Here is a 24,858-nt window from a genome sequence, read left to right as displayed (position 1 = left end):
GTGCGACTTCTGAGAGAGCGTCGACGAGTCTGGGACCGAACGAGAGGAGCCGACATGGTCTGGGCATGGACGACGGCGGGCGCTGTCGTGGCGGCGTGCGGCCTCGGCGGGCTCTATCTGCTGGCGCTGCTGGGTTCGGCGGCCGAACTCGTCTCCGTCGACGATCTCATGGAAGACGAAGAGAGCGGGGAGACGACCGTGCCGACGCGTCATTACCGCACTCCGCCGCGACAGCGCAACGGAACCACGCGGCGGCCCCGCACGCCGCGTCTCACTTCAACGCGACGGGCTTGACGCGCACCGGGGCCATCCACGCCGCGACGATGACCGCGGTGATGGCCCCGGCGGCCATGATCGCGGCGAGCACGACGATCTGGAACCGCCCCGCCTCCAGCGGCGACACCCCTCCGAAGATGGCGCCGACGAACGCTCCGGGCAGTGTGACGAGCCCCGTGGTCTTGGTCTGGTCCGTCGAAGGGATCAGCGCCGCGTAGACGGCGTCGCGAGCGAGTGCGTGCGTGGACTGCCTCGGTGTCGCGCCCAGCGACATCCACGCCTCGACCTCGTCCCACCGGTCACGCGCCATCTCGGTGAAGCGGCGCCCCGCGAGCGTGGCGATGCTCATCGAGTTGCCGATCACGATGCCGCCGATCGCGAGCACGTATCGCGGCGAGAACTCGATGGTGCCGGTGACGAAGACGATCGTGAGCGTCACCGCGATGCCCGTGCCCATCGCGGTGAAGATCATGGCGGCGTGCTGCCTGCTCCAGCCGATGCGCCGCGTCGACGTGGTGGAGGCGACGACGAACATCACCACCAGCGCAAGCGCTACCCAGGCACCGTTCGTGATCACGCCGGTGAGGATCACGCTCACCGCCGCCAGTTGCACGACGCCGCGCGCCACGGCGAGCGCTGGCGCCCATCGGTGGGGCACGCCGTAGAACCAGAGTACCCCGGTGGCCAGCGCGATCAGGATCGCGACCCCGACGAGGCTGTCCAGCAGCACAGACGTCATGCCCCGAGCCTACGGATGCTGCGCCTACGGATGCTGCGCCTACGGATGCCCGCCCCACGAATGCCCAGAACACGGATGCCGGATCCGCGGGCGCCCGTGCAGCCGCGGATCCGACTCTCCGGTTGCGCACTCGCGGCATCCCGTATCGTCGACTACGTCTCGAGTGCCGACACGAGTCCTCGCCGCCATGTGCGCACCGCCATGACCGCCACGAGTGCGGCCATCACGATGACGAGCCCGAGCGACACCCATCCGTCACCGAACCCGACGCCGCCATTCGAACGCGGCTTGCCGAGCCAGTCAGCGATGGATGCCCCGAGCGGCCGCGTGATCACGTAGGCGAACCAGAATGAGAAGACCGCGTTCCACCGGCCGAACCGGAAGCCGACGACTGGAATGAGGATCACGAGCGCGAACACGCCGATGGAGGCGAGATAGCCCAGCCCGAACCCGACCGCGGCGAGGTCGCCGAGAGCGGTCCCCATGGCGAACGTGGCGACGACCGCGGCCCAGTAGAACGCCTCGCGGCGGGAGGAGACGATGTCGTGCACCGACAGGGTGCGCTCGACCCGGTGCCAGAGCAGGAACACCGCGGCGAGCACGGCGGCGTAGAACAGCGTGGAGTAGAGATAAGGAACACCGAGCACGACGTGCATCACATCGGCGGCCATCGTGCCGAAGACGCCGACCATGCCCACGGTGGACCAGTACACCCAGGGTGTGTACCGCCGGCGCGAGAACTGCAGGCACAGCACGAGGGCGAAAAGTACGAAGCCCGCGAGCACGGCGGCCACCGGCGGGAGCACGCGGATGGAGAAGTCCGACACTGCCTCGCCCATGGCGGTGGAGACACCCTTGGTGATCCAGAACAACACCGACGGGTCGGGTACCCGGCGCGCTCGAGTCGTGAGCATCCGAGTGCGACCGGGCATGACCGTCATGGGAGTATGTGTTCCTTCGGGTGGCGCGGCGTGCGGCGCCGCGATCGGATGGGGTCATCGGGTGAAGAGGTAGACCACGCTGCGATGGTTCGGATAGCGGGCGGTCTCGTGGTACCCGAGGCGTTCGAGTGAGCCGATTCCCCAGGTATCAGTGTGTCGTGACGAGCCGTGCACGATGGAGTATTCGACGATCCACACACGGTCCACGCCTGCGAATCGTCCCAGGTCCGCGGCTCGCGTGACCGTGTACGCGGTGTCGTGCCAGGTCGGATTGTGCGGGTAGGACGACCGCAGCGTGAGATCGGCGACCGAAGTGAAGGCATCCGGATCGGTGTCCATCGCCAGGCGGGTGCGCCGCGACGGCCGGCTCGACTCGTCGAACACGATGCCGTCGCGGGCCCGCGCGTGCGTTTCCACAGTGACGGCGATCGCGTCCCAGTCGGACTGGTTCATCGCATACGCAGTGCGCTGGCCCATCCACACCGGCACGGCGAGTGCCACGACGACGGCCGTGGCGACGACGTTCCACCAGGCCCGGCGGCCCAGCGCGTCGGTTCCACAGGCCATCAGCACGGCAGCGGCGAGGGCTGCGAACGTGCCGTACCGTGCGGTGAACCCGGCGATGATCGGGCTGGATGCCACGAGCAGACCGATCGGGATCACCAGCCAACACGCGGAGAGCGCGACGAGCAGAACCCGGGCTTCGACCGGCTCGGTCCGCCCACGTCGGCGGCGCAGTCCCAGCACCGCAGCGATGATCGCGACGACGATGAGTGCCCAGGCGGTCACGGCGAAGGGCCACGACCAGAACCACATCTGCACGAGCACGGACTGCGTGGTCACCTCGGTGCGATGCGCGAGATAGGCGACCTGGCCCCGCTCCGCCAGCGCGAAGACGATGACCGGCGACGCTGCGACTGCGGCGGCCGCCGTGCCGACCGCCCAGGCCCGCAACTGCGCTCTCAGATCGGGGATGAGCAGCAGGAAGACCCCGATCGCGACGGCCATCAGCGCGACGTAGAGGAACATGTAGGTGCCGACTGCGAGAACCACGGCGTAGACGACCCACAGCCGGCGGGTGCGCCTGCGCCGAAGCGCGATCTCGGCCACGACGGCGCAGAGTACCGCGGCTATCGCGGCGTCGAATGCGTACGCTCGGGTCTCCTCACCCGCATAGGTGAGACGCGGAAGCACGGCCGCGACGGCCCCGGCAACGATCGCGAGGCGCATCGTCCCGAGGCGGCCGCACATCCAGACGACCGCGGCGGCCCCGATGCCGATGGCGATCGCGCTGGGCAGTCTGATCGCGAACGGGCTCGTGCCGACCAGCCCGATCCAGAGGTGCAGGAGCACGTAGTAGGTGCCGTGCACGGCATCCACGTGCCCGAGCATCATGAAGAGGCTGCTCAGCGGCCGCTTCGCGGACAGAAGGCTGGCCGCCTCGTCGCCCCACAGTGACGGGACCCACGACCCCAGGAGGGCGATCAGCGCGGCGACGACCCCGGAGACGAGTGCAACGACGGGCAACGAGCGCCGGTCGGCACGGGGTACGCTCGGCGCCGCGAGAGGAACGGCGAACTGCAGCACATTCGGCAGTCAAGGCGCCGTATTCCCAGAACCGACTCAGGGATGGGCACCCCTGAGAGGTTTCTCCTCCAGGACGACCACCGCACGTCGGCTCACGCGCGCGGCAGTGAGAGTGTGAGCGTTGTGCCTTGCGTCGACGTGTCGCTGACTGCGACGCTTCCGCCGTAACGGTCGGCGATGTCGCGCACCAGGGCGAGCCCGATGCCGAACCCGACGCGCCCCGCCCCCTCCGTCGTGCCGTGCCCGCGTGCGAACCGGTCGAACACCCGGTCGAGCTCGATGCCGAGGATGCCCGTGCCGTGGTCGGTCACGGACAACTCGAACCGCGAGCGGTCCCGCCCCGCCCCGACCGCCACATCCACGATGCCGCCTGAAGGCGAGTGGCCGACCGCGTTGTCCACGAGAGCGACGACGCAGCGACGCAGAGTGCTCTGAGGCACGGTCGTCGACAACTGCTCGTGCACGTCGAAGGCGAGCGTGACGCCCCTCTCGTCCGCCAGGATCCGCAGGTCGTTCACTGTGTGTCCGACGAGCTCTCCGACGTCGATCCGGCGCACGGGCTCCGCCTCCGACGGCGGGGACACCGCCAGCAGCAGATCGGTGATGACGTCTCCGAGCACGCGCACGTCGTCCTGCAGCTCCGCCACAGTGCGCGCGCTCGTCACGCCCTGCTCGTTCTCCTGCCGCAGCAGCTCGGCCCGCGCCGCGACGACCGCGACGGGCGTACGCAGCTCGTGGCTGGCATCCGCCACGAAGGTGCGCTGCATGCGCAGCGCCTCGCCGAGCGGTCGGACCGCACGTCTCGCGATAACCCAGCTGAGGAGCCCTGCGAGCACGATGGCGATCACGCCCACAACGACGAGGGCGATCAGCGTGTCGTTCGCATCGACGTAGATCTTCGTCTGTCCGGGTGCCGGCTTCTCGAGCAGCTCGCTCGGCTGTGACTGGTCGATGATGAACGCCACCGACGCCACGACCACCAGCACGACGATCGCAGCGGCGGCGACCGTGATCTGCACGGTGACGCGTCGCGAGGCACGGGCGATCGCTGTGGCGTCCGCGCCGCGAGGAAGCCGCCGGCTCACAGCTGCCCCAGCCGGTACCCGCGGCGGCGCACGGTGAGGACCACGTCGCGATCGGTTTTGCGTCGCAAGTAGTGAACGTACGTGTCCACGGTCCCCGGCTGGTCCTCCGTGCTGAACACGGCGCGCAGGATCTGCTCGCGCGAGTATGTGCGGTCGGGGTTCTCCGCGAACAGTCGCAGCAGATCGGTCTCGCGCGGTGTCAGAAGGATGCGTCCGATGTGCGGCGAGTAGATGCATCCGTCGTCGGGGTAGAAGGTCCATTCGCCGATCGGGAGCGCCGCGCCCTGCGGATCGAAACGCCGGGTCAGCGCACGGAGCCTCGCGAACAGCTCGTCGTACTCGAACGGCTTGACCAGGTAGTCGTTCGCCCCCGCGTCGAGCCCGTCCACCTTGTCTCCCGTCGTGCCCAGGGCCGTCAGCAGCAGGATCGGTGTCGTTACGCGGGCACGGCGCAGCATCTGCACGATGCTCAGCCCGTCGAGCCGTGGCAGTCGGCGGTCGATGACCATGACGTCGTGGTCGCCGGTGACGGCGCGGTCGTATCCGTCTCGCCCGTCGGGCACGAGTTCCACCTCGAACGACGCAGCGAGCGCCTTCGCCATGAGCGGGCCGAGCTTCGCATCATCCTCGATCAGGAGCAGATACGATCGGGATGCCTCGATGTCGTCCACTGCCATCATTCGGTGCGTCCTCTCGTGCTCGGTCGTGCGTTGTCGAACCACCTCGATTCTCCGGTGGATTCGCGCTCAACCGCGCAGAAGCGCCCGCATGCGTCCCAGGTTCCTCTCCGATCGCGGGTTCCTCTCCGATCGCGCTCCGAGCGGACACGCTCCGGGCAGACGAGACGATGTCGGTGAACTCGCGCAGAGCCTCGGCCCGATACGCGGGGACGTCGAGCCGGCTCGGCGGCACACGGCCGTCCAGGAAGGCGAGCATGCCGTCCCGCAACGCTTTGTCGCTCTGCTCGACGATGTGGATGCTGTCGTCCGGCAGCGCGTCGAGAACAGAGGCGAACGCCGTGGAGACGATCGGCAAGCGGCAGACGGCCGCTTCCAAGAGCACCATCGGCTGACCTTCATAGTGGCTGGACATCACGAAGCAGTCCGCCGCCGCCATGATCGCGAACGGATTCTGGTACGCACCCGTCATCGTCACGACGTCACTCAGACCGAGGGTGTCGATCTGAGACTGCAGTTTCTCCCGGAGCGGGCCGGTCCCGACGACGAGCAGGCGCACATCCGGGTTCCGTGCCCGTACCGCCGAGAACGCCCGGATCAGCCGCGCGTGGTTCTTCTCCGGCGAGAGGCGACCAACCGTGACGAACCACCGGCCGCGGTGCTCCCGGAGCCGCTCGACCCACTCGGGAACCAGCACCTGTCCGGAGTCGGGATCGACCGGATGCCCATCGAGCTCTTCCAGCGCCTGTCGCGCTCCCGAGCGGACCTGTCGAACGTTGGGCAGGTTGCGCACGGTGACGAAGCGGTCCGCGGGGGCGTACCGCGCCAACTCGTTCCGGTTCAGCTCGGTGAGCCGAGGCGATACCGAGACGAGGCGATCGTACGACCCATACAGGTCGAACACGTGGCCGAGGCTGCGCAGCATGCGCTTTCTGCCGCGTACCTCGCGCTGTCGATCCGCGACCATTTCGTTGTGCAGCCAGATGGCCCGCGGAGCGGCGGGGGAGTGCAGGAGCAGGGTGGCCCAGAACGGGCTGTATCCGCTGAAGTCGGCGACCCAGTCGAACCTCGCGTCGCCGAACACCCGCCTCCATTCGTCGTCCCAGAGGTGCGCGTGACGCGCGGGGTCTGCATGCCACGCAACCCTCCCACGGCGTTCGTCCAGCTTGCGCCGCCCGTGCTCCCACTTGCTGCCGTTCATGCCACCGACCCGATAGAGCCGACGCACCGTGTCGGGGATGCGGTTCTGGTTCGCCCGGTGCCATCGTCGGCGCGAGTACGCCATGAGCACTGTCACGTCGTAACGGGCGTGGTCGATCTCGTCGAGCAGGTTCATCGCCGCCGTGGTGATGCCGTTCGACCGCATCCCGCCGAGGAACAAGAGCAGCCTCTCGCGGCCATCGGACGCCGCCGGACGCACGTCATACCCCGCCGTTCGGCCGCGGAAGACGATGTCGATGATCCGCTCGGTCGCTTGGCCGTCATCTCGAGGTGTGAATCGCTGCCGCCATGTCGCATAGGCCGGGCCGCGGTCGCTCCCGCCGAGCAGCTCACGCATGCGCCGGCCAGCGGACTCGGGCTCCGTCACCACGGGTCCGGGCAGCTCCTCGGCAGAGAAGTAGGTTCCGCGGCTCGTCGAATAGTCGAGCGGGTCGGGGCTGTAGAACACGACAGGTCCGCCCGTGGCCAGGTAGTCGAAGAAGATCGACGAGAAATCGGTGACGACACCCGAGGTGATTCCGAGAACCACGTTCGTCGGCACCGAGTTCGGCACCAGGATGCGACGCAGCCGCGGCCTCGACTCGGCGAACCGGTGTACGACCTGGTGCGTCTTGAGCAGCACGACGTGCTCGGTGCCGAGCGTCCGCTGCATCCGGTCGACGGCGTCCACGAGCTCGTCGATGTCGTCCTCGGGGTTGCGGAAGCTGTCGCCGTGCCAGGTAGGTGCGTAGAGGACGATGTCGCGATCGCCGATCTCCAGGCCGTCGTGCTCGAGCAGGTCCCGCACAGCGGCCTTTGCGCGGGGATCGAGCCTCTGCCGGTCGATCCGGGGATAACCCTCGGTGATGATCCTGCCCGTGTACACATTGCGCAAGCGATAGGCGTCCTCGTACATGCGCTCCGCCATGAAGTCGTTGGCGGCCAGGATGTAGTCGGCACAGAGCAGGTTGCGTACGGTGTTCGCCGATTCGAGCGCGCCGTCCGGCATGTCGAACCCCATGCGCTTGAGCGGGGTCCCGTGCCACGTGTTGAGATAGATCTGCCCGTCGCGCTTGCCGAACTCGGCGGGAAAGGTGGCGTTGTTGATCAGGAATCGGCTCGTCGCCAGCGCCTTGAAGTAGGCGGTGCTGCGGTAGCGCACGAAGCTCACGCGGCGATCGCCGGAGAACTCCCGCACGAGCTCCGGAGCGGAGTCCCGCTGGGCGAGCACCCAGACGTGTTTGAGGCCGGCGAATTCCGGGTTCGCCTTCAGCCCGCGGAAAATGGCCTCCGGATTGCACAGCGCGCCATTGCCCGAGAACGACTCGTACATCACGGTGTCAGCGCGGAGTGGCCGACGACGCCAGTAGGCGTGGTGGTCGAATCGCGCGCCGCGGCGGACTTGTGTCGCGAAGCGACGGAGACGTGCGAGGGGTGACTTCACGTGCGGACTCCCGAGCGGTGGGTGGACCGTCGAGTCTTCACGCGTCGATCAAAGACTTCGCTAAGGAATCACGCGACGACGCAGGCTCCGCGACTGACCGCATCCCGGGTCCGGAAGCCGGACACCGCCCTTCATCGGGAGCGCAGTTCCGTCGCCGCGCGGCGGCTGGCGGCCGAAAGGCCTGCTCCCCAGCGGCGCACTCGGGGGAAGCACACGCGTCCGTAGCCGAACTGCTCGTAGTCGCGGCGGTAGAAGCGCCGCAATGCCGTCTGCAGTCGGGACGAGATCTCGACGTCTGCGCTCGGTCTTCCTGTCGCGCTCTGCGCCGTGCGCACCTGGCGTGCTTCCGGAACGATCTGCAGCCCGAAACGGTGGTTCAGGTCGGCGAAAGCGCTCTCGAGCCCGTCCTCGAGCCGATAGACGACGGCCTTCGGCACAACGAACTGCCACTGGGGCCGAACGTGGTTGTCATCGACGAAGTTGTCGCGACGGTACGCACGCAATCGGCTCAGGCCCCACGACTCCACCTCGTCGGCCTCGATGGCCGGGCTCGTTCCCCGATGCCTCCACAGGTACTCCGACCGGAATCGCTCGATCGGGTCGCGCACCACCATGAAGATCGCGTCGAATCGGTGCAGCCGGAAGTTCATCCGCAGCATCGGGGCATGCATGTGCTGGGGGCTGCACCGCCGCAATGTGTTGAGGCTTCCGGGTTCGTTCCGCCCGTCGAGGGTGCTCGACGGCACTGTGTACCCGGATGCTTTGAACGCGGCCTCGACGGCGGAACCTCCCGCCTTCGGCACGTGGATGAAGAGAACACTCCGGCCACTCTTCTGCAGGATGGGCATGGTCGGCCTTTCTCAACAGCAAGGCTCCGACGCTAGGAATCCGACGCTCAGAATTCACCAAGAATCGAAGCAGCCGCGCTGAGCGCGCGTCGGAATGCGCGCCCGCCGCGGTTCATCCGGCGCGCCCCACCGGCTGCACGCGCTCATCGCACAGCGCGGTTCCTCAGAACTCACGGCGGCGGTACCAGCTGTACGAGAGCCACGCCGACAGCGCATAGCAGATCACCGCGACCAGCACGCTTCCACCGAGCACGACTGCCTGCGGAATCTCAGCGACCCCCGCCGGTGATATCTGCTTGATCGCCAGGATGATGAGCAGAGCAGCCACGGCGAGCAGAGCGAAATTGAGCAGGCGCGCCCTCTGGTAGCCGAGCGCGAAGTAGAGCGGAAGCTGGACCGCTTGCACGATCAGGGCCGCCGCGATCAGCGTGCCGACGCCGACGAGCAGGCCGCCGGACGGGACGTTCGTGACCGCTGCCTCAATGAGCGTGGATCCGGTTCCCACGACAACGGCGGCCAGGGTGGTCAGCAAGACCGTGGCGTAGCGCCCGACGACGCGCGTGCGCTTGCGGATCGGCAGGATCTGGTACAGCAACTCGAGTCCGGCCTGCTCGTCTGCGGCGAAGAGGTTCAGCGGAACGGCCATGATGACGCCGAGAGCCACGATCGTCTGTGCGATCTGGAGGTTCGGAGCCGTGGTCACCCCGAGGAGGATCATGACCGCGAACGTGATCACGATCGTCTTCACGAAGGGGAGGAGCGAATGCAGATCGAGCATCACGAATCGGGACCAGCCGGCCAGGGGTGCGGGTGTGTGCGTCCGGCGCAGGGCGAGGTGGCTGCTCATCGGGCGATTCCTTCCGTGACGGGAACGGCGAGTGCTTTGACCACGTCGTCGATGCTGGCTTCTTCGACGAGCACCGAAGACGGCAAGCCACCGGAGTCGACGGCTCGCACTATCGCTTCGAAGTTCGTGGTGGTGGACCGCGCCCCGATGAGGCGATCGCGGAGCGGAAGAAGATCGTCATTCGTGCCGCGCACGGCGAAGAACACCTCCGTGAGAGCGTCCATGTGCCCCGAATAGACCACCCGGCCGGCACGTACGGCGACCAGTTGATCGGCGATTCCGCCGAGATCCGCGGGGATGTGCGTCGAGAACAGAACGCTGCTGTCTCGCCGGGCCATGTAGTCGCGGATCACCTGCATGACTTCTTCACGCGTGAGGGGATCGAGGCCGCTTGTCGGCTCGTCCAGCACCGCGAGCTCGGGGAGCGGAGCCAGCGCGAGCACCAGGGCGAGCTTGTTGCCTTCGCCGTGGGAGAGCTCCTTCACCTTGGCATCCGGATCGAGCGTGAATCGCGCGAGCAGGGACTCCGCGTAGTTCTGGTCCCAGTTCGGATAGAACGGACGAATCGCGCGGACCGCCTGGGCCACGCTCCATCCCGGAACGAAGAACTTCGCGTCGAGCACAGCGCAGACGGATCCCTTCGCACGCTCAGGAGCGGTACCCAGCACCGACAGGGTGCCTGCATCGAGAGCCGTCATGCCGAGGATGGCCTTGATCAGCGTCGTCTTCCCCGAACCATTCGGCCCGACCAGGCCCATCACCTGGCCACGCGGCAGAGTGAGGTCCACAGGGCCGAGCCGAAATCGGCCTCGGTCCCGCACCACTCCGCGGCCTTCGATCGCGAGTTCTGTGCTCACTTCCGATCCTCCTCGTCGTTCTTCTGCGTCGCGGCATCCCAGACGCGGTCCAGTTCGCACTGCAGAGCGTCCAGCCCCACACCGCCCAGGCGCGCCGCCTCGACCGCCTCGGCCAGGCCGCGCCGGATGCGGTTGTCGACGTGTGCACGGAGCAGCGCGGGTTCGACCGCCATGACGACCGTTCCCTTGCCTTGGTGGGTGCCGACCATCCCTTCGACAGCGAGATCGTTGTACGCGCGCGTGACGGTGATGAGGCTCACTTGCAGGTCGCGTGCCAGTTCTCTGAGGGACGGCAGGTTCTCACCCGCCGCCAACGCACCCGTGAAGATCGCCGCACGAATCTGATCCTTGATCTGCTCGTACAACGGCACCGGAGACGTCTGCGACACCACGATCTGCACCTACTGAGCATATCCTATAAGTACAGTCGTGTTCGAACTCCCGCTCGTGAACCGCAGTCCGTGCTCGATGGACGAGTGTCGGACCTCGATGCGACACTGGCGGCATGTGCGGACGTTTCGCTCTCGACGACCACGTCGACGACCTCATCCAGGAGTTCGTGGCCGCCGGCGGCGACTACCGGGACTGGCGACCGAGCTACTCGATCGCTCCGACAGACCCGGTGCCGATCGTGCGCGAACGTGTCGACGGGTCGACGGGGGAGGTGCGCCGCACGGTCGACGCCGCCGTGTGGAACTTCCATCCCGCCTTCATGCGCGAGGCCAAGCGCCCGAACTTCAACGCCCGCATCGAGACCGTCGCCTCGAACGGGCTCTGGAAGGGTGCGTTCGCCTCAGCTCGGGCCATCGTGCCGATGCGCGGCTACTACGAGTGGACCGGCGAACCCGGCCACAAGCGGGCGCACTTCCTGCACTCCGCCGACGGCTCACTGCTCGCGGCTGCCGGTATCTACACCGCGCGCAGGATCGGCGAGGAGTGGCAGGTCTCCACCGCCGTCATCACCCGTGAGTCCCGGGATGCCTCTGGCGAGCTTCACGACCGCATGCCCGTGTTCCTGCAGCGCGACGTCTGGGACGAGTTCCTCAGTCCCGAAAGACTCGACGAGGCGGCCAAGCAAGACATGGTGCAGCTTCTCACCGCGGAATCCGAGAAGGTCTCGGGCACGATCACGAGCTACGAGGTGGATCCCCGCGTGAACAACTCGCGCGCCGTCGATCCGGACGATCCGACGCTCATCCGGCCGCTCGACGAGTGACGCGAGCCGTCGCTCCGCAGCCAGCAGGCCGGCATCTCTTCTCGCTCTTCTCGCTCCTCACATTCCCGCCAGGGGCACCGGCGTCGATCGACCACGGCGGCGCAGCGCAGCGCGGCGCATGCCCGTGCCACGCGGCCCACGCCCGTCGCCTCACCCTGCGCGTGCGACGTCCTGCCGTCCGAGCACGACGGCCAGAGCCAGCTTCTCGGCGTCCTCAGTACCGGGTTCGGCGGAATAGACCATGATCCGCAGATCGTCACCGGCGTCGATGAAGGTGTCGCAGTCGAGCCCGATGCGTCCCACCTGAGGATGCTCGACGAACTTGTGCCGTGAACGGCTCTCGTTCTGTCGCAGGTCGTTCGATGCCCAGAGAGAGCGGAACAGACCGCTGCCGCTGTGCAGCTGCGCGATCAGCCTCTGCACCCTCGGGTCGCCCGGATACTTCGTTGCGGTCAGCCTCAGGTCCGCCACGATTCCCGCCTGCTGCTCCGCGAGCTCCTCCGGTGAGAGCGCTGCGACCGGACCGGGGCCCATGATGTTGCGCCAGACGCCGTTGCGCTGGATGCCTTCCCATGCTGCCGCGCCCGTCAACGCCTCGTACGCGGCGTTGGTGAGGATGAGGTTCCACATCGCGTCGTAGACGGCGATCGGATTGCCCGCGAGCCTGTCAACGAGGCGCTGCACGCTCGGCGGAATGCGCGATGACACCAGTTCCCGTCCCGGCACCGCTTGGCCGCCGAGGGCGAACAGCAGTTCGCGCTCGGCATCGGCCAGGCGAAGCGCCCGCGCCAACGCCTCGATCACCTGCACTGAAGGCGAGGTCGCGCGGCCCTGTTCGAGACGCGTCAGGTAGTCGACCGAGACTCCGGCGAGCGAGGCGAGCTCCTCCCGGCGCAGTCCTGCCGCGCGACGACGCCCACCGGCGGGAAGCCCGACGGAGCGCGGGTCGAGGCGATCACGCCATCCGCGCACGGCCCGTCCGAAACCCTGATCGCCCATGCCTTCAGTCTCTCCCGATGCGACGCACTGTGCCTGGCCCTGCCAGTCCCACGACAGACAGACGACTGCCTGCCGAACGACCGGGGAGCGAACCTTCTGGCATGACAACCACACTGATCACCGGGGCCAACAAGGGCCTCGGCAAAGAGACCGCCCGCAGACTCCTCGCACTTGGACACACCGTGTACCTCGGCGCGCGAGACGCGGAGCGCGGCCGCGCCGCGGCCGAGGAGCTCGGCGCTCACTTCGTGCAACTCGACGTCACCGACGACGCATCCGTCGCCGCCGCACTCGCGCGGATCGCCGAGGCGGGCGGTCTGGACGTTCTCGTCAACAACGCCGGCATCGCCAAGCGCTCCACGGATGCCCGCCACGAGTCGCTCGACGGACCGAGCGTCCTCGAGGTGTTCGACACCAATGCGGCAGGGATCATCCGCGTGACCGAGGCCGCACTCCCGTTGCTCCGCCAGTCTGACAACCCCGTCGTCGTGAACGTCTCGAGCGCACTCGGCTCGTTCTGGGCGACGCATGAGCCGTCGCGTCCGGCCTCGCACTTTTCGTCGATCGTGTACGGATCGAGCAAGGCCGCCGTCTCGATGATCACGGTCCAATACGCGATGGCCGTGCCCGAGGTGAAGTTCAACGCGGTCGAGCCGGGGATCACGGCCACCGAGCTCGGTGGCGGCGACCCGGGAAGCCATCCGGGACGTCCCGCCGCCGAGAGCGCGCGCCTGGTGGCGGCGTGGGCGGCGATCGGTCCCGACGGCCCGACGGGCACGTTCCAGGAGGATGCCGGCGAGCTCGGCTGGTGACGGAGCCGGGCCCGCGAAAGCGGAGCCGGCGACGAGCGAGGCTGCCGGAGACCAGGATGAGACGTGGCATACTGCCGCGATGGCCGACATCGAGCTGACCGGCATTCCTGGCGGCACCGTCACACTCCACGACGCGCGCCGCAAGGATCGCTGGAGCATCGAGCTCGAGCCGTTCGAACTCGGCGTCTTCGCGGTCACGCAGCGTGAGCTGGCGGAGCTGATCGGGGAGCCGGCACCGCATCCGCGCCGCCCAGCTTCCGACGTCAGCTGGCTGCGCGCCGTGCGCTTCTGCAACGCCGCGTCGGAGTGGGAAGGGCTCGATCCGGCTTACGGCGTCGACGGCGAGGATGTCACGTGGCACGTCGACGCCGACGGCTATCGTCTGCCCACGGAGGCGGAGTGGGAGTTCGCCTGCCGTGCCGGCTCCGTGGGCCCGCAGTACGGCCCGCTGACCGAGATCGCGTGGACCAGTGCGGACGGCGTGAGCTCCCCGCAGAACGTGGGCGGCAAGCATCCGAACGCGTACGGCCTGTTCGACACGCTCGGCAACGTGTGGGAGTGGTGCTGGGACCTGCTCGACCCCGCCCGCTACGGCGAGTATCGCGTGTTCCGAGGCGGTGGTTTTGCGGATGACGCGTGGAGCGTTCGCGCGTCGACTCGCCGCGGCGGCGGCCCGCGCATGCACCACGAAGATGTCGGCTTCCGCGTCGCACGCGGCGGCTTCGACGCCGTGGACGAGGCGCAGGGATGGTCGGCCGCCGCCGATCGTGAGCGCGCCGTCTTCGATGGGCCGCTTCCGTCGGGGTGGACGCCGCGGGAGTGAGGAACGTCGTCTCGAAGTCAAAAGATGCGAACAGGCCAACGGTCTTGTGCATTATTCGACTTCGAAACCAAGGGGCGATTCACGGGGACCACCTCACGGGAAAAAGGAAGAGGACCGGCCCTCTTCGTTTTGTGCGCGAGGGGGGACTTGTCCCTATCGTTTCCCCCATCCGCCGCTCCGCGGCGCACGGGGACCCCCACCGATGGGGGCCCACCCCGGGGCGGTTCCAGGGGACCACCTCACGGGCAAAACGAAGAAGGCCGGCCCTTTCGGGCCGGTCCTCTTCGTTTTGTGCGCGAGGGGGGACTTGAACCCCCACGCCCTTAATCGGGCACTAGCACCTCAAGCTAGCGCGTCTGCCTATTCCGCCACCCGCGCGCACTTCTCGACAGCCTGACGAATCAGCTGCCGACGTAAGACATTAGCACGGATCCGGGCCCTCGTCCGACGCCCTGCGCGGCCCCGGTTCGGCCCGGATCGAGCCGCCCGCCGACGCCGCCAGTCCTGCCCATCGTCGTCCTGCTCAGCGGCCGCCGGCCGGCGATTGGTCGCCCGTCGCATCGGCCGGGTAGCGTTAGCGCATGACCATCCCGAACGAGAAGAGCGCCGCCTCGGGCCCCGCGTCACACCCTGCATCGCCTGAGACGCAGAACCTCGACGAGACGGCGCGCATCGCTCGGGATCTGATCCGCATGGACACCACCAACTGGGGCGAGGGTCGCGCCGAGGGAGAGACCGAGGCCGCCGAATACGTCAACGCGCACTTGGAGTCCATCGGGCTGAAGCCGAGCATCTACGAGTCGCAGCCCGGCCGCACCAGCGTCGTCGCGCGCATCCCGGGCCGCGACAGGAGCAAGCCGGCGCTGGTAGTGCACGGCCACCTCGACGTCGTCCCCGCCGACCCTGCCGATTGGACTTTCGACCCGTTCGCCGGCGAGATCCACGACGGCCTGCTCTGGGGTCGCGGCGCCGTGGACATGAAGAACATGGATGCCATGATCCTCACCGCGGTGGGAGACATCCTGCGTGCGGGGGAGTCACCGGAGCGCGACCTCGTCATCGCGTTCTTCGCCGATGAGGAAGACGGCGGGCTGTTCGGGTCGCACTTCATGGTGGACGAGCACCCGGATGTCTTCGAGGGCGCCACGGAGGCCATCAGCGAGGTCGGCGGCTACTCGGTCGACATCGCCGGCCGGCGCGCCTACCTGTTGCAGACGGGGGAGAAGTCGCTCGTCTGGATCCGGCTGGTCGCCCGGGGCCGCGCCGCTCACGGCTCGCGCATGGTGGCCGACAACGCCGTGACGAAGCTCGCCGAGGCCGTCGTCGCGATCGGCAGGCACGAGTGGCCGCTCCGCCTCACCGACACCACGACGCAGCTCGTCGGCGAGCTGGCCCGGCTGCTCGACGTCGATCCGGTCGCGCTGGGACCGGACGAGGTCGTGCTGCGCAGCGGGACGGCATCCGGATTCATCCGCGCCACGCTGCGCACCACGAGCAACCCCACACTGCTGAAAGCCGGCTACAAGCACAACGTGGTGCCCGAGCGCGCCGAGGCGCTGGTCGACATCCGCACGCTGGCCGGCGAAGAGGACGACGTGTTGGCGCAGGTGCGCGAGATCGTCGGCGACGACGTCGACATCGAGATCGTGCACCGAGACATCGGCCTCGAGGCGCCGTTCGCCGGCCCGCTGGTGGACGCCATGACCGGCGCGCTCCTGCAACATGACGCCGACGCGACGGTGCTCCCGTATCTGCTCTCGGGCGGCACCGACAACAAGGCACTCAGCCGCCTCGGCATCACCGGCTACGGATTCGCTCCGCTCAAGCTGCCGGCCGACATGGATTTCCCTGCCATGTTCCACGGCGTGGACGAGCGCGTGCCGCTCGACTCGCTCGTGTTCGGGCGCACCGTGCTGCGCCACCTTCTTTCCACGTACTGACCCCGTCCACCCCCTGAACGAAAGAGCGTGATGGACTTCGTCAACGCCCTGATCCTCGGCCTCGTCCAGGGTCTGACCGAGTTCCTGCCCGTCTCCTCGAGCGCGCACGTGCGCATCGTCGGCGAGCTGATCGGCACCGGCGCCGACCCGGGTGCGGCGTTCACCGCGATCATCCAGCTCGGCACCGAGCTCGCCGTGCTCGTCTATTTCTGGCGCGACGTGACCACGATCATCGGGCGCTGGTTCCTCGCCCTGTTCGGCAGGATCCCGCGCAACAACCCGGATGCCCGCCTCGGCTGGATGATCATCGTCGGCAGCATTCCGATCGTCGTGCTCGGCCTCCTCTTCCAGGACGCCATCGAGACGACGTTCCGCTCGCTGTGGATCGTGGCGACCATGCTCATCCTGTTCGGCGTCATCCTCTGGATCGCCGACCGCGTCGGAACGAAGACCCGCCGCGTCTCCGAACTCACCTGGCGCCACGCCGTCTACTACGGGCTAGCGCAGTCGCTCGCCCTGGTCCCCGGCGTCTCCCGCTCCGGGGGCACCATCTCGGCCGGTCTGCTCATGGGTTACCAGCGCAGTGCTGCCGCCCGGTACTCGTTCCTGCTCGCCATGCCCGCGGTGTTCGGCAGCGGACTGTACGAGCTCTACAAGTCGATCAAGCACCCGTGCGTCGCCGGCTCGAGGGACGCCCTGGCGCACGCCTGCACGCCCGAGGTCTTCAACGGTTTCGACACGCTCGGCGCCACGATCGTGGCGTTCGCCGTCGGCCTGCTCGTCATCGCTTTCTTCATGCGGTACATCTCGCGCCGCAGCTTCACCCCGTTCGTGATCTACCGCATCGCCATCGGCGTTGTGCTCTTCATCCTGCTCGGAACCGGGGTGCTGGATGCCTGATTCCTGGCCGCGTCCGTCCGTCCCGTCCCTGCCGGGCTCGGGCTCCGTCCCGTCCCTGTTCGACACCACGACCGGGCGGCTGCGTCCCGCCGCTCCCGAAGGCGACCTCGCGCGCCTCTACGTCTGCGGGATCACGCCTTACGATGCGACGCACATCGGGCACGCGAACACCTATCTCGCGTTCGACACCCTGCAGCGGGTCTGGCTCGATGCCGGGCTCGACGTGCGCTACGCACAGAACATCACCGACGTCGACGATCCTCTCCTCGAGCGTGCGAACGCGACAGGCGTCGACTGGCGGGCGCTGGCCGACAGCCAGGTCGCGCTCTTCCGCGCGGACATGGCGGCACTCCGGCTGCTTCCGCCCCACGACTATGTGGCAGTGACCGAGGTGGTCGACGAGATCGCAGAAGCCGTCGGAACGCTGAAAGACCGCGGGCTCGCCTATGCAGTCCCCACCGCCGACTCCGCGGGCGACGACCTCTACTTCGACATCGCTGCCGCCGAGCGGGCGACGACGTGGCTCGTCGGCAGCACGACGCAATTCGACCACGGACAGCTGCTCACGCTCTCAGCGGAGCACGGCGGCGACCCGGATCGTGCCGGCAAGCACGACCCGCTCGACCCACTGCTCTGGCGCGCGGAACGCGCAGGCGAACCCGCCTGGGACTCTGTCGTCGGCCGCGGCCGTCCCGGCTGGCACATCGAGTGCTCCGTGATCGCCCTCGACCGCCTCGGCGCCGACTTCACCGTGCAGGGCGGGGGAGCGGACCTCGCCTTCCCGCACCACGATCTCAGCGCCGGCCATGCTGCCGCGCTCAGCGGCCGGCCACTCGCCGGGCTGTACAGCCACGCCGGGCTCATCGCCTACCAGGGCGAGAAGATGAGCAAGTCGCTCGGCAACCTCGTGCTCGTGTCGCAGCTGCGGGAGCAGGGCGTGCCGGCCGCGGGCATCCGTCTCGCGCTCCTCGCCCACCGGTACCGCGACGAGTGGGAGTGGACCGAGCAAGGACTCGACGACGCGCTGGCGCGGCTGGATGCCTGGCGCGGCATCCGCGAGAACCCCGCCGGTCTGCGTGCCCTCGACGTGCTCACCGCCGTGCGCGAACGTCTCGCCGACGACCTCGACACCCCCGGCGCGCTCTCCGAGATCGATCGAGCCGCGGCCTCGGGCGTCGACGATCCTGACCTCGTACGTTCGCTGGCCGATGCCCTGCTGGGCATCGACCTGCGCTGACGTCCGGCGCGGTTCGCCGTCGAGGCTACGGATTCGCCGTCGAGACTACGGTCGGCCGCCAAGTCTCGACGCCGGAACGGCGGTCGCAGCACCGCGGCCCGCGTGGCGCCGTGGGCCGCCAATGTACGGCGCGCACGCTGAGTTAACGATCCGTGAACACTCGTTTCGTGATCACGATTTTTATGAACGGTTCGTTCATTCCGTCGTAGGCTCGCAGGCGTGACATCGAACGACACCGTGCTCGTCCTCGACTTCGACGGAACCGTCTCCATCGGCGACGCCCCCGTCTGGGCCTACGCGGATGCCGTGCTCGCCATGATCGACGGCGACAGCGGCGAGCAGATCCGCGGCGGGCTGAAAGCGTTCCTCGAGGGAGATCCCGCCTCGCCGTCCTACATCGACGGCTACGCCGCCGTGGCCGCCCTCTCCGCCGAGGCGGTGAGCGGTGAGCACCGCGACGCCGCGTACGCGGCCAGTCGCCGAGCCCTGGCGCAGGGGATGCTCGATGTCACCGCCCCCGAGGACCTCGCGTCGTTCCTGCACGAGCTCGGGGCCACCACGCGACGGGTCCTCGTGACGAACGCGCCGGGGGAGGGCGTCGTGCAGACCCTCGAGGCGCTCGGGCTCACCGGCGAGCTCGACCAGGTCATCACCGGCGCGGGCAAGCCCGACGGATGGGCGGGCATCCTGCCTTCCCTGCTCGGCGGCCGCCCCGCCGAGAACCTCATGGCGGTCGGCGACATCTGGAGCAACGATCTCGCAGCGCCCGCGGCCGCCGGCTGCGCCACCGCGCTCATCGACCGGTTCGGCCGGGAGAGCGCACCTGCCGACCTCGTCGGAGACAAGTTCGAGTCGCTCTACGACGGGATCCGAACCTGGGCCGCGGACCCCGCGGCGTTCCGCCGCGAACACGCTCCCGCCCCGATCGCGGCCGCCGACTGAACCCCGATGAACGTCCCTTCCTGAACAGCGACTCTCCACGACGGCAAGTCCGAATACCGCAACTCCTCGATACCGCAAGTCCACGCACCTCCTACATGTAAGGAACACGATGAAGATCGCAAAGATGAGCATCGCCACCACGGCTGCCCTGGCCGTCGCGGTCACGCTCGCCCTCAGCGGCTGCGGCGTCCAGCAGCAGGACACGACGGGCGACTCGACCGCTGCCGCGTCCGGCCCGTGCACCGGCAAGGCCGACAGCTCGGCGAAGGCTCCGACGAAGCTGACTCTCGCGCTGGTGCCGTCCGGCGACGCGAGCAAGCTCGTCGAGACGGTGAAGCCGCTCGAAGACGCGCTGACCAAGCGTCTGGGCATCCCGGTCAAGGGCGTCATCACGCAGGACTACCAGGCCGCCGTCGAGGCGATCGGCAGCAACCAGGCCCAGATCGGCATGCTGCCGAGCCTTCAGATGAGCCAGGCCTGCGACAAGTACGGCGCGGTCCCCGCGCTGCAGACGCAGCGCAACGGCAAGAGCACCTACGCCGCCCAGTTCTTCACGAACGATCCCGACAAGTACTGCGCCGACAAGCCGGTGAAGGGCGACGACGGCATGCTGTACTGCAACGGCACGCAGTCGGGCACGGGCCCCGCCGGACTCTCGTCGATCAAGAAGATCAAGGGTGCCACGGTCTCCCTCCTGCAGGCGGCGTCGCCGGCCGGCTACATCTTCCCGGTCGCGGCGATGAAGAAGCAGGGCATCTCGATCGACGACATCAAGGTGACGCAGGTCACCGCGAACGACGCCAGCGTGCTCGCGGTCTACAACGGCGACGCCGAGGTCGGCACCAGCTACTGGGACGCGCGCACCGTCGTGCAGCCCGACACCCCCGACGTGGGCAATAAGGTCGTCGTGTTCGCCCTCACCGACGAGATCCCGAATGACGGCGTCTCGATCAGCGCCGGCCTGAGCAAGAAGTGGCAGTCCAAGATCGCCGACGCGATGAAGTCGTACTCGAAGACCAAGGACGGCGTGAAGACGCTCGAGGCCATCTACCAGATCTCCGGACTGGTGGATGCCGACCCCGCCAGCCTGCAGAAGACCCAGAAGGCCGCGGCCTCGATCGGCCTCGGCTGATCGGGCACGACCACAACGGACGGAACACCATGAACGACCCGCACTCCACACCGGAAACGAGCGGCGCCGGCATCCGGTTCGAGCACGTCGACGTCACCTACCCGAACGGCTACCGCGGTCTGAAGAATGTGAACCTTCAGATCGCGCCGGGCGAGATGGTCGCCGTCGTCGGGCTCTCCGGCGCAGGCAAGTCCACGCTCGTGCGCACGATCAACGGGCTCGTCCCGATCACGTCGGGACAGATCACCGTCGGCGAGTTCGGCCTGCACGGTCTGCGCGGCGCGAGGCTGCGACAGCTGCGCAGCGAGGTCGGCATGGTGTTCCAGAGCTTCAACCTCGCCAAGCGCACCACGGTGCTGAACAACGTGCTGATGGGCAGGCTGCACCACACGTCGGCGTGGCGCACGTTGCTCGCGGCGTGGAAGAAGGATGACGTCGAGCTCGCCATGCAGGCACTCGAACGCGTCGAGATCGTACAGAAGGCGTACGCCAACGCCTCCGAGCTCTCCGGCGGCCAGCAGCAGCGTGTGGCGATCGCCCGGGCGCTGGCGCAGAAGCCGAAGGTGATCCTCGCGGACGAGCCGACGGCATCCCTCGACCCGCCCACCTCGCACGTGGTGATGCGGGACCTGCAGCGCATCAACACGGAACTCGGCATCACCGTGGTCGTCAACCTGCACTTCCTCGACCTGGCGCGACGCTACGGTCAGCGTCTCGTCGGACTGCGCTCCGGCGAGATCGTCTACGACGGGCAGGGAGCGGATGCCGACGAGAGCGTCTTCGAGTCCATCTACGGCCGGTCGCTGACGGCCGAGGATGTGCTGCCCGAGACGACAGCGGAGCTGTCGTGAGCGTGGCCGGACTCGGCGCGAGCCGGGCCGGGACCCTTCGCCGCCCGAGCGCCGGCGGACCCGGGACCGCGGGCGGATCGGCGCGACCGACGAAGCCGCGCACGGGGTGGAAGTCGCTCGTCGCCCTTCTCGTCGTGGCCGGCATCACCGTCTGGTCGGCCATCGCCGTCGGGGTCGACTTCGGGGCGCTGATCGAGAACGCGAACAACGCGTCGAACACGCTCATCCAGCTCGTGCAGCCGGACTACTCGTTCTTCCCGCAGACCGTCCCCGCGCTGGTGGAGACGGTCCAGATGGCGATCATCGGCACGGCCGTCAGCGTGATCATCGCGCTGCCCATCTCGTTCTGGGCATCCCGCGCCACGAACCCGAACAGCGTGGCACTCGGCATCGTGCGCTTCGTGATGAACGTGGTGCGCAGCGTGCCCGACCTGCTCTACGCATCCCTCTTCGTCACGGTCATCGGCACCGGTGCACTCTCCGGCGTCTTCGCGCTCGTGCTCTTCAACCTCGGCATCATGGTCAAGCTGATCTCCGAGGCTCTCGACGGTCTCGACCGGGGAGGGCAGGAGGCGTCACTCGCCACAGGAGCAACCTGGTTCAAGGCGAACCGGCAGGCGATGCTGCCGGAGGTGGCCCCGACCTACATCTCGCAGACGATCTACGTGCTCGAGCTGAACATCCGTGCGTCGACGGTCATCGGTCTCGTCGGCGCCGGCGGCCTCGGTATGCTCATCGACAAGGTGCGCACGTTCTACCAGTACCACTACCTGAGCCTGATCATCTTCGAGATCCTGGTGATCATCGTGCTGCTGGAACTGCTGAGCTCGTTCGCCAGGAAGAGGCTGATCAAGTGACCGCCGTCAGCCCGTCCACCACCACGCGCACGCCGTCGCCGACACGACACCCCGGTCCCTCCGAGCGTCCGGTCAAGCCGTCCCGTCTCAGCAGCAAGCTGATCTGGCTTCTCGTCACGCTGGTCGTCGTCGCCGCGTTCTGGAGCGTCGACATCTCCTGGGATGCCCTGCTCACCCTCCCGCAGAAGCTCGTGCACTACCTCGGGCTGATGTTCCTGCCACCAGCGTGGTCGAAGCTCCCGGACGCCCTGGGCGCGACCATGCTGTCGGTCGCGATGGCCTGGTTCGGCACGCTGATCGGCATCGTGATCTCGTTCCCCCTCAGCCTGCTCGCCACCCGTGGCCTCATGCCCGCCGTGGTGCGCTGGCCGCTCCGCGGTCTCTTCGCCGTTCTTCGCGCCGTGCCCGAGGTCGTCATCGCCGTGCTGATGCTCTCGGTCACCGGCCTGACGGCGTTCACGGGTGCGCTCGCGATCGCGATCGGATCGATCGGCACGCTCGGCAAGTGGGGCTACGAGAGCTTCGAAGCGGTCGAGCGCGGCGCCATCGAGGCGACGACCGCGGCCGGCGCCTCACGCACGCAGGTCATGCGCTGGGGCGTGTGGACCAACGCCAAGCCCGATGTGCTCGCGTTCTGGCTCTACCGGTTCGAGATCAGCGTGCGTGCCTCCGCGATCCTCGGCCTCATCGGCGCGGGTGGCATCGGCAAGATGCTGGTCGACAACATTCAGTTCCGGGTGTGGGATGTCGTGGGCATGCTGATGATCGTGGTCGTCGTCGTGACGATGATCATCGATCAGCTCTCGGGCATGGTTCGGCATCGCATCATCGAGGGACGCTGGGAGCTTCCGGTCGTGACCGCGCTGCGCCGACGTTCCGCACGCAGGGCGCGCGAGGAGTCGATCGAGCTCAAGGCGGCGTCGCATGACTGACGCGAGCGGCGGGCTGCGCATCCTTCACCTCTCCGACACCCACCTGTTCGGCGATCGCACCGTGCACTACGGCGTCGTCGACACGACCGCCGCGCTGCGCCGCGTGCTGCGGGTGGCGGGGGAGCTGCAGGCGGTCGACCTGGTGGTCGCCTCCGGCGATCTCTCCGACGACGGGAGCGAGGCGTCGTACCGCACCCTGCGTGAGCTTCTGGAGCCCTGGGCCGCCGCGCGAGGCGCCCGGGTCGTCTATGCGATGGGAAATCACGACGGAGCGCACGGCTACCGTGCGGTGCTCGGCGACCCGTGGCGCGTGCTGGAGGCGAACGGCACGCGCATCGTGGTGCTCGACTCCTCGGTGCCGGGGCATGGGCACGGAGAGCTCGGCGATGTCCAGCTCGAGCGGCTCCGCGGCATCCTCGCGCAGCGCGCTCCGCGCGGCACCGTCGTCGTGCTGCACCACCCGCCGACGCCGGCATCGAGCGCACTGCTGCGCGCGCTCGAGCTGCAGCACCCCGAGCGCCTGCTCGAGGTCTGCGCCGCCGGGGATGTGCGCGCGATCCTCGCCGGCCACTACCACCACGCGTTCGTCGCCATCGAGCAAGGCATCCCGGTGATCGTGGCTCCCGGCATCGCCAACACGACCGATCCGCTCGTCCCCGCCGGCCGTGAGCGCGCCGTGACCGGCTCCGGGTTCGCCGTCGTCGACGTGCCGGAGCACGGGATGCCCCGGGTTGCCTTTGTCACCGCTCCATCGGCGGGAGGCGACGGCGCCCCCGCGGACGGAGCCGAGCTCTTCGACCTCTCGCCCGACGAGGTCGACCGCATCGCCGAGATCGCGGGGCCTGCACGATGACGCCGTCGAAGCCGGGAGAGGTCCTGGCGACGATCCGATCGCTGCTGCCCTCGCTGCTGCCCACGGAACAGACCGTCGCCCAGGTGCTGCTCAGCAGATCGAACGACATCGTCGAGCTCAGCTCGCAGCAGATCGCCGATCTCGCCGGCGCCTCGCGGGCCACCGTCGTGCGCACCTGCCAGAGCCTGGGCTTCAGCGGCTACCAGCAGCTGCGCGTCCTGCTCGCGCGCGACGCCGGGTACCAGGACCCCGAACCCGCACCCCCGGCATCCGCGCCGGACGACGCCGTCGGCATCGTCACCGAGACATTCCGGCACGTCGCCGCGAGCGTCCCGGGCATGCTCGCCCTCCTCGACGACGACGAGGTCGCTCGCGCGGTCGACACCCTCGCCTCGGCGAACAGGGTGCTCGTAGTCGGCAACGGCCTGTCGGCGCCGACGGCAGTGGATGCCGCGGCGCGCTTCACCAGCATCGGCCGCCCTGCCGAGGCGCCCACCGACGTGATCGGCCAGCAGATCAGCGCACGGCTCCTCGGTCCGGGTGACGCTGTACTGCTGTTCAGCGGAAGCGGCGCGAACGCGAGCACGCAGCGAGTCGCCATGGCGGCCTCCACCGCTGGTGCGAGCGTGATCCTGGTCACGTCGTTCGCGCGCAGCCCGCTCACTCAGAGCGCCGACATCGCGCTCGTCGTCACGATGCCCGACCTCACGTTCCGCGAGGAGATCACGTTGACCTCCCGGCTGCCACAGGCCATCCTCGTGCAGGGCATCGTCGCGGCACTCACGAGCGCCCTGGGGGAGCGCGCCGAGCGCGCCAAAGCGCTCGCGCTCGATGCGATCAGCGACAACCTCGTCGAGTAGCGC

General features: G+C 68.3%; 25 protein-coding genes and 1 tRNA gene. 14 read left to right on the top strand and 12 right to left on the bottom strand.

Annotation, left to right across the window (positions count from 1 at the left end; translation table 11 throughout):
• Positions 1-54 precede the first annotated feature (54 nt).
• On the top strand, positions 55-294 hold the full coding sequence (locus H623_RS0102195) for a hypothetical protein (RefSeq protein ID WP_022899310.1): 240 nt from the start codon (positions 55-57) through the stop codon (positions 292-294).
• On the opposite strand, the gene H623_RS0102190 is transcribed toward H623_RS0102195, so the two are convergent.
• The 10 genes from H623_RS0102190 to H623_RS0102145 form a co-directional block, all read right to left on the bottom strand.
• Entirely contained in the window at positions 272-1,015 is a 744-nt protein-coding gene (locus H623_RS0102190; RefSeq protein WP_022899309.1) for an ABC transporter permease, read from the bottom strand. The two genes, H623_RS0102195 and H623_RS0102190, sit on opposite strands and share 23 nt — an antisense overlap.
• Positions 1,016-1,167: 152 nt before the next feature.
• Positions 1,168-1,956: a COG4705 family protein gene (locus H623_RS0102185; RefSeq protein ID WP_022899308.1), complete on the bottom strand. Its 789-nt coding sequence runs from the start codon at positions 1,954-1,956 to the stop codon at positions 1,168-1,170.
• Positions 1,957-2,010: 54 nt separating this feature from the next.
• Positions 2,011-3,543 carry a glycosyltransferase family 39 protein gene (locus tag H623_RS17315; RefSeq protein WP_022899307.1) on the bottom strand — a complete coding sequence of 511 codons (1,533 nt, stop codon included), beginning with the start codon at positions 3,541-3,543 and terminating at the stop codon, positions 2,011-2,013.
• A 92-nt stretch (positions 3,544-3,635) separates the two neighbouring features.
• Entirely contained in the window at positions 3,636-4,562 is a 927-nt protein-coding gene (locus tag H623_RS0102175) for a sensor histidine kinase (protein ID WP_157560860.1), read from the bottom strand.
• Positions 4,563-4,624: 62 nt separating this feature from the next.
• Positions 4,625-5,299, bottom strand: a complete 675-nt coding sequence (locus H623_RS0102170; RefSeq protein WP_022899305.1) for a response regulator transcription factor — start codon at positions 5,297-5,299, stop codon at positions 4,625-4,627.
• A complete protein-coding gene (locus tag H623_RS17310; protein ID WP_084485506.1) occupies positions 5,250-7,949 on the bottom strand; it encodes a glycosyltransferase in 2,700 nt (899 codons plus the stop codon). The genes H623_RS0102170 and H623_RS17310 overlap by 50 nt, the downstream gene beginning before the upstream one ends.
• Before the next feature lie 131 nt (positions 7,950-8,080).
• Positions 8,081-8,797 (bottom strand): sulfotransferase family 2 domain-containing protein, encoded by a 717-nt coding sequence (locus tag H623_RS0102160; RefSeq protein ID WP_022899303.1) that lies wholly within the window; start codon positions 8,795-8,797, stop codon positions 8,081-8,083.
• Positions 8,798-8,960: 163 nt separating this feature from the next.
• On the bottom strand, positions 8,961-9,644 hold the full coding sequence (locus H623_RS0102155) for an ABC-2 transporter permease (protein WP_022899302.1): 684 nt from the start codon (positions 9,642-9,644) through the stop codon (positions 8,961-8,963).
• A complete protein-coding gene (locus tag H623_RS17305; RefSeq protein WP_022899301.1) occupies positions 9,641-10,501 on the bottom strand; it encodes an ATP-binding cassette domain-containing protein in 861 nt (286 codons plus the stop codon). The genes H623_RS0102155 and H623_RS17305 overlap by 4 nt, the downstream gene beginning before the upstream one ends.
• Positions 10,498-10,902 (bottom strand): GntR family transcriptional regulator, encoded by a 405-nt coding sequence (locus H623_RS0102145; RefSeq protein ID WP_022899300.1) that lies wholly within the window; start codon positions 10,900-10,902, stop codon positions 10,498-10,500. Before H623_RS0102145 ends, H623_RS17305 begins: the two co-directional genes overlap by 4 nt.
• 104 nt (positions 10,903-11,006) lie before the next feature.
• On the opposite strand from H623_RS0102145, the gene H623_RS0102140 reads away from it, so the two are divergent.
• Complete coding sequence (locus H623_RS0102140; RefSeq protein ID WP_022899299.1) at positions 11,007-11,717, top strand: SOS response-associated peptidase; 711 nt, start codon at positions 11,007-11,009, stop codon at positions 11,715-11,717.
• Between the two features lie 150 nt (positions 11,718-11,867).
• On the opposite strand, the gene H623_RS0102135 is transcribed toward H623_RS0102140, so the two are convergent.
• Positions 11,868-12,716 carry a helix-turn-helix transcriptional regulator gene (locus H623_RS0102135; RefSeq protein ID WP_022899298.1) on the bottom strand — a complete coding sequence of 283 codons (849 nt, stop codon included), beginning with the start codon at positions 12,714-12,716 and terminating at the stop codon, positions 11,868-11,870.
• 101 nt (positions 12,717-12,817) lie between these two features.
• Between H623_RS0102135 and H623_RS0102130 the strand changes: the two genes are divergently transcribed.
• Both H623_RS0102130 and H623_RS0102125 read left to right on the top strand, forming a co-directional pair.
• Entirely contained in the window at positions 12,818-13,528 is a 711-nt protein-coding gene (locus tag H623_RS0102130; protein WP_022899297.1) for an SDR family NAD(P)-dependent oxidoreductase, read from the top strand.
• A gap of 79 nt (positions 13,529-13,607) precedes the next feature.
• Positions 13,608-14,351, top strand: coding sequence for a formylglycine-generating enzyme family protein (locus H623_RS0102125; RefSeq protein ID WP_026939809.1), 744 nt, complete (start codon positions 13,608-13,610; stop codon positions 14,349-14,351).
• A gap of 292 nt (positions 14,352-14,643) precedes the next feature.
• On the opposite strand, the gene H623_RS0102120 is transcribed toward H623_RS0102125, so the two are convergent.
• A tRNA-Leu gene (locus H623_RS0102120) sits at positions 14,644-14,729 on the bottom strand.
• Between the two features lie 203 nt (positions 14,730-14,932).
• Between H623_RS0102120 and H623_RS0102115 the strand changes: the two genes are divergently transcribed.
• The 10 genes from H623_RS0102115 to H623_RS0102070 all read left to right on the top strand — a co-directional run bounded on the left by H623_RS0102115 (position 14,933) and on the right by H623_RS0102070 (position 24,855).
• Positions 14,933-16,291: a M20/M25/M40 family metallo-hydrolase gene (locus tag H623_RS0102115; protein ID WP_022899295.1), complete on the top strand. Its 1,359-nt coding sequence runs from the start codon at positions 14,933-14,935 to the stop codon at positions 16,289-16,291.
• Between the two features lie 30 nt (positions 16,292-16,321).
• Entirely contained in the window at positions 16,322-17,191 is an 870-nt protein-coding gene (locus H623_RS0102110) for an undecaprenyl-diphosphate phosphatase (protein WP_022899294.1), read from the top strand.
• A complete protein-coding gene (gene mshC / locus H623_RS0102105) occupies positions 17,184-18,428 on the top strand; it encodes a cysteine--1-D-myo-inosityl 2-amino-2-deoxy-alpha-D-glucopyranoside ligase (protein ID WP_022899293.1) in 1,245 nt (414 codons plus the stop codon). Before H623_RS0102110 ends, mshC begins: the two co-directional genes overlap by 8 nt.
• Positions 18,429-18,647: 219 nt before the next feature.
• The gene (locus H623_RS17300; protein ID WP_022899292.1) at positions 18,648-19,370 is read left to right on the top strand and encodes an HAD family hydrolase; all 723 of its coding nucleotides are present in this window, start codon (positions 18,648-18,650) and stop codon (positions 19,368-19,370) included.
• A 109-nt stretch (positions 19,371-19,479) separates the two neighbouring features.
• Positions 19,480-20,502, top strand: coding sequence for a phosphate/phosphite/phosphonate ABC transporter substrate-binding protein (gene phnD / locus H623_RS0102095; protein ID WP_022899291.1), 1,023 nt, complete (start codon positions 19,480-19,482; stop codon positions 20,500-20,502).
• Positions 20,503-20,531: 29 nt separating this feature from the next.
• A complete protein-coding gene (gene phnC, locus H623_RS0102090; RefSeq protein WP_022899290.1) occupies positions 20,532-21,353 on the top strand; it encodes a phosphonate ABC transporter ATP-binding protein in 822 nt (273 codons plus the stop codon).
• Positions 21,350-22,210: a phosphonate ABC transporter, permease protein PhnE gene (gene phnE / locus H623_RS17295; RefSeq protein WP_022899289.1), complete on the top strand. Its 861-nt coding sequence runs from the start codon at positions 21,350-21,352 to the stop codon at positions 22,208-22,210. The genes phnC and phnE (H623_RS17295) overlap by 4 nt, the downstream gene beginning before the upstream one ends.
• On the top strand, positions 22,207-23,142 hold the full coding sequence (phnE, locus tag H623_RS17290; protein WP_022899288.1) for a phosphonate ABC transporter, permease protein PhnE: 936 nt from the start codon (positions 22,207-22,209) through the stop codon (positions 23,140-23,142). Before phnE (H623_RS17295) ends, phnE (H623_RS17290) begins: the two co-directional genes overlap by 4 nt.
• Positions 23,135-23,995 (top strand): metallophosphoesterase, encoded by an 861-nt coding sequence (locus H623_RS0102075; protein WP_022899287.1) that lies wholly within the window; start codon positions 23,135-23,137, stop codon positions 23,993-23,995. Before phnE (H623_RS17290) ends, H623_RS0102075 begins: the two co-directional genes overlap by 8 nt.
• The gene (locus H623_RS0102070; RefSeq protein ID WP_022899286.1) at positions 23,992-24,855 is read left to right on the top strand and encodes a MurR/RpiR family transcriptional regulator; all 864 of its coding nucleotides are present in this window, start codon (positions 23,992-23,994) and stop codon (positions 24,853-24,855) included. The genes H623_RS0102075 and H623_RS0102070 overlap by 4 nt, the downstream gene beginning before the upstream one ends.
• The last annotated feature ends 3 nt before the right edge of the window (positions 24,856-24,858 follow it).

The sequence above is a fragment of the Humibacter albus DSM 18994 genome (assembly GCF_000421825.1).
Lineage (GTDB): Bacteria > Actinomycetota > Actinomycetes > Actinomycetales > Microbacteriaceae > Humibacter > Humibacter albus.
Note: the sequence above shows the minus strand (reverse complement) of the source record. Positions and strands in the feature narration are given on the sequence as shown.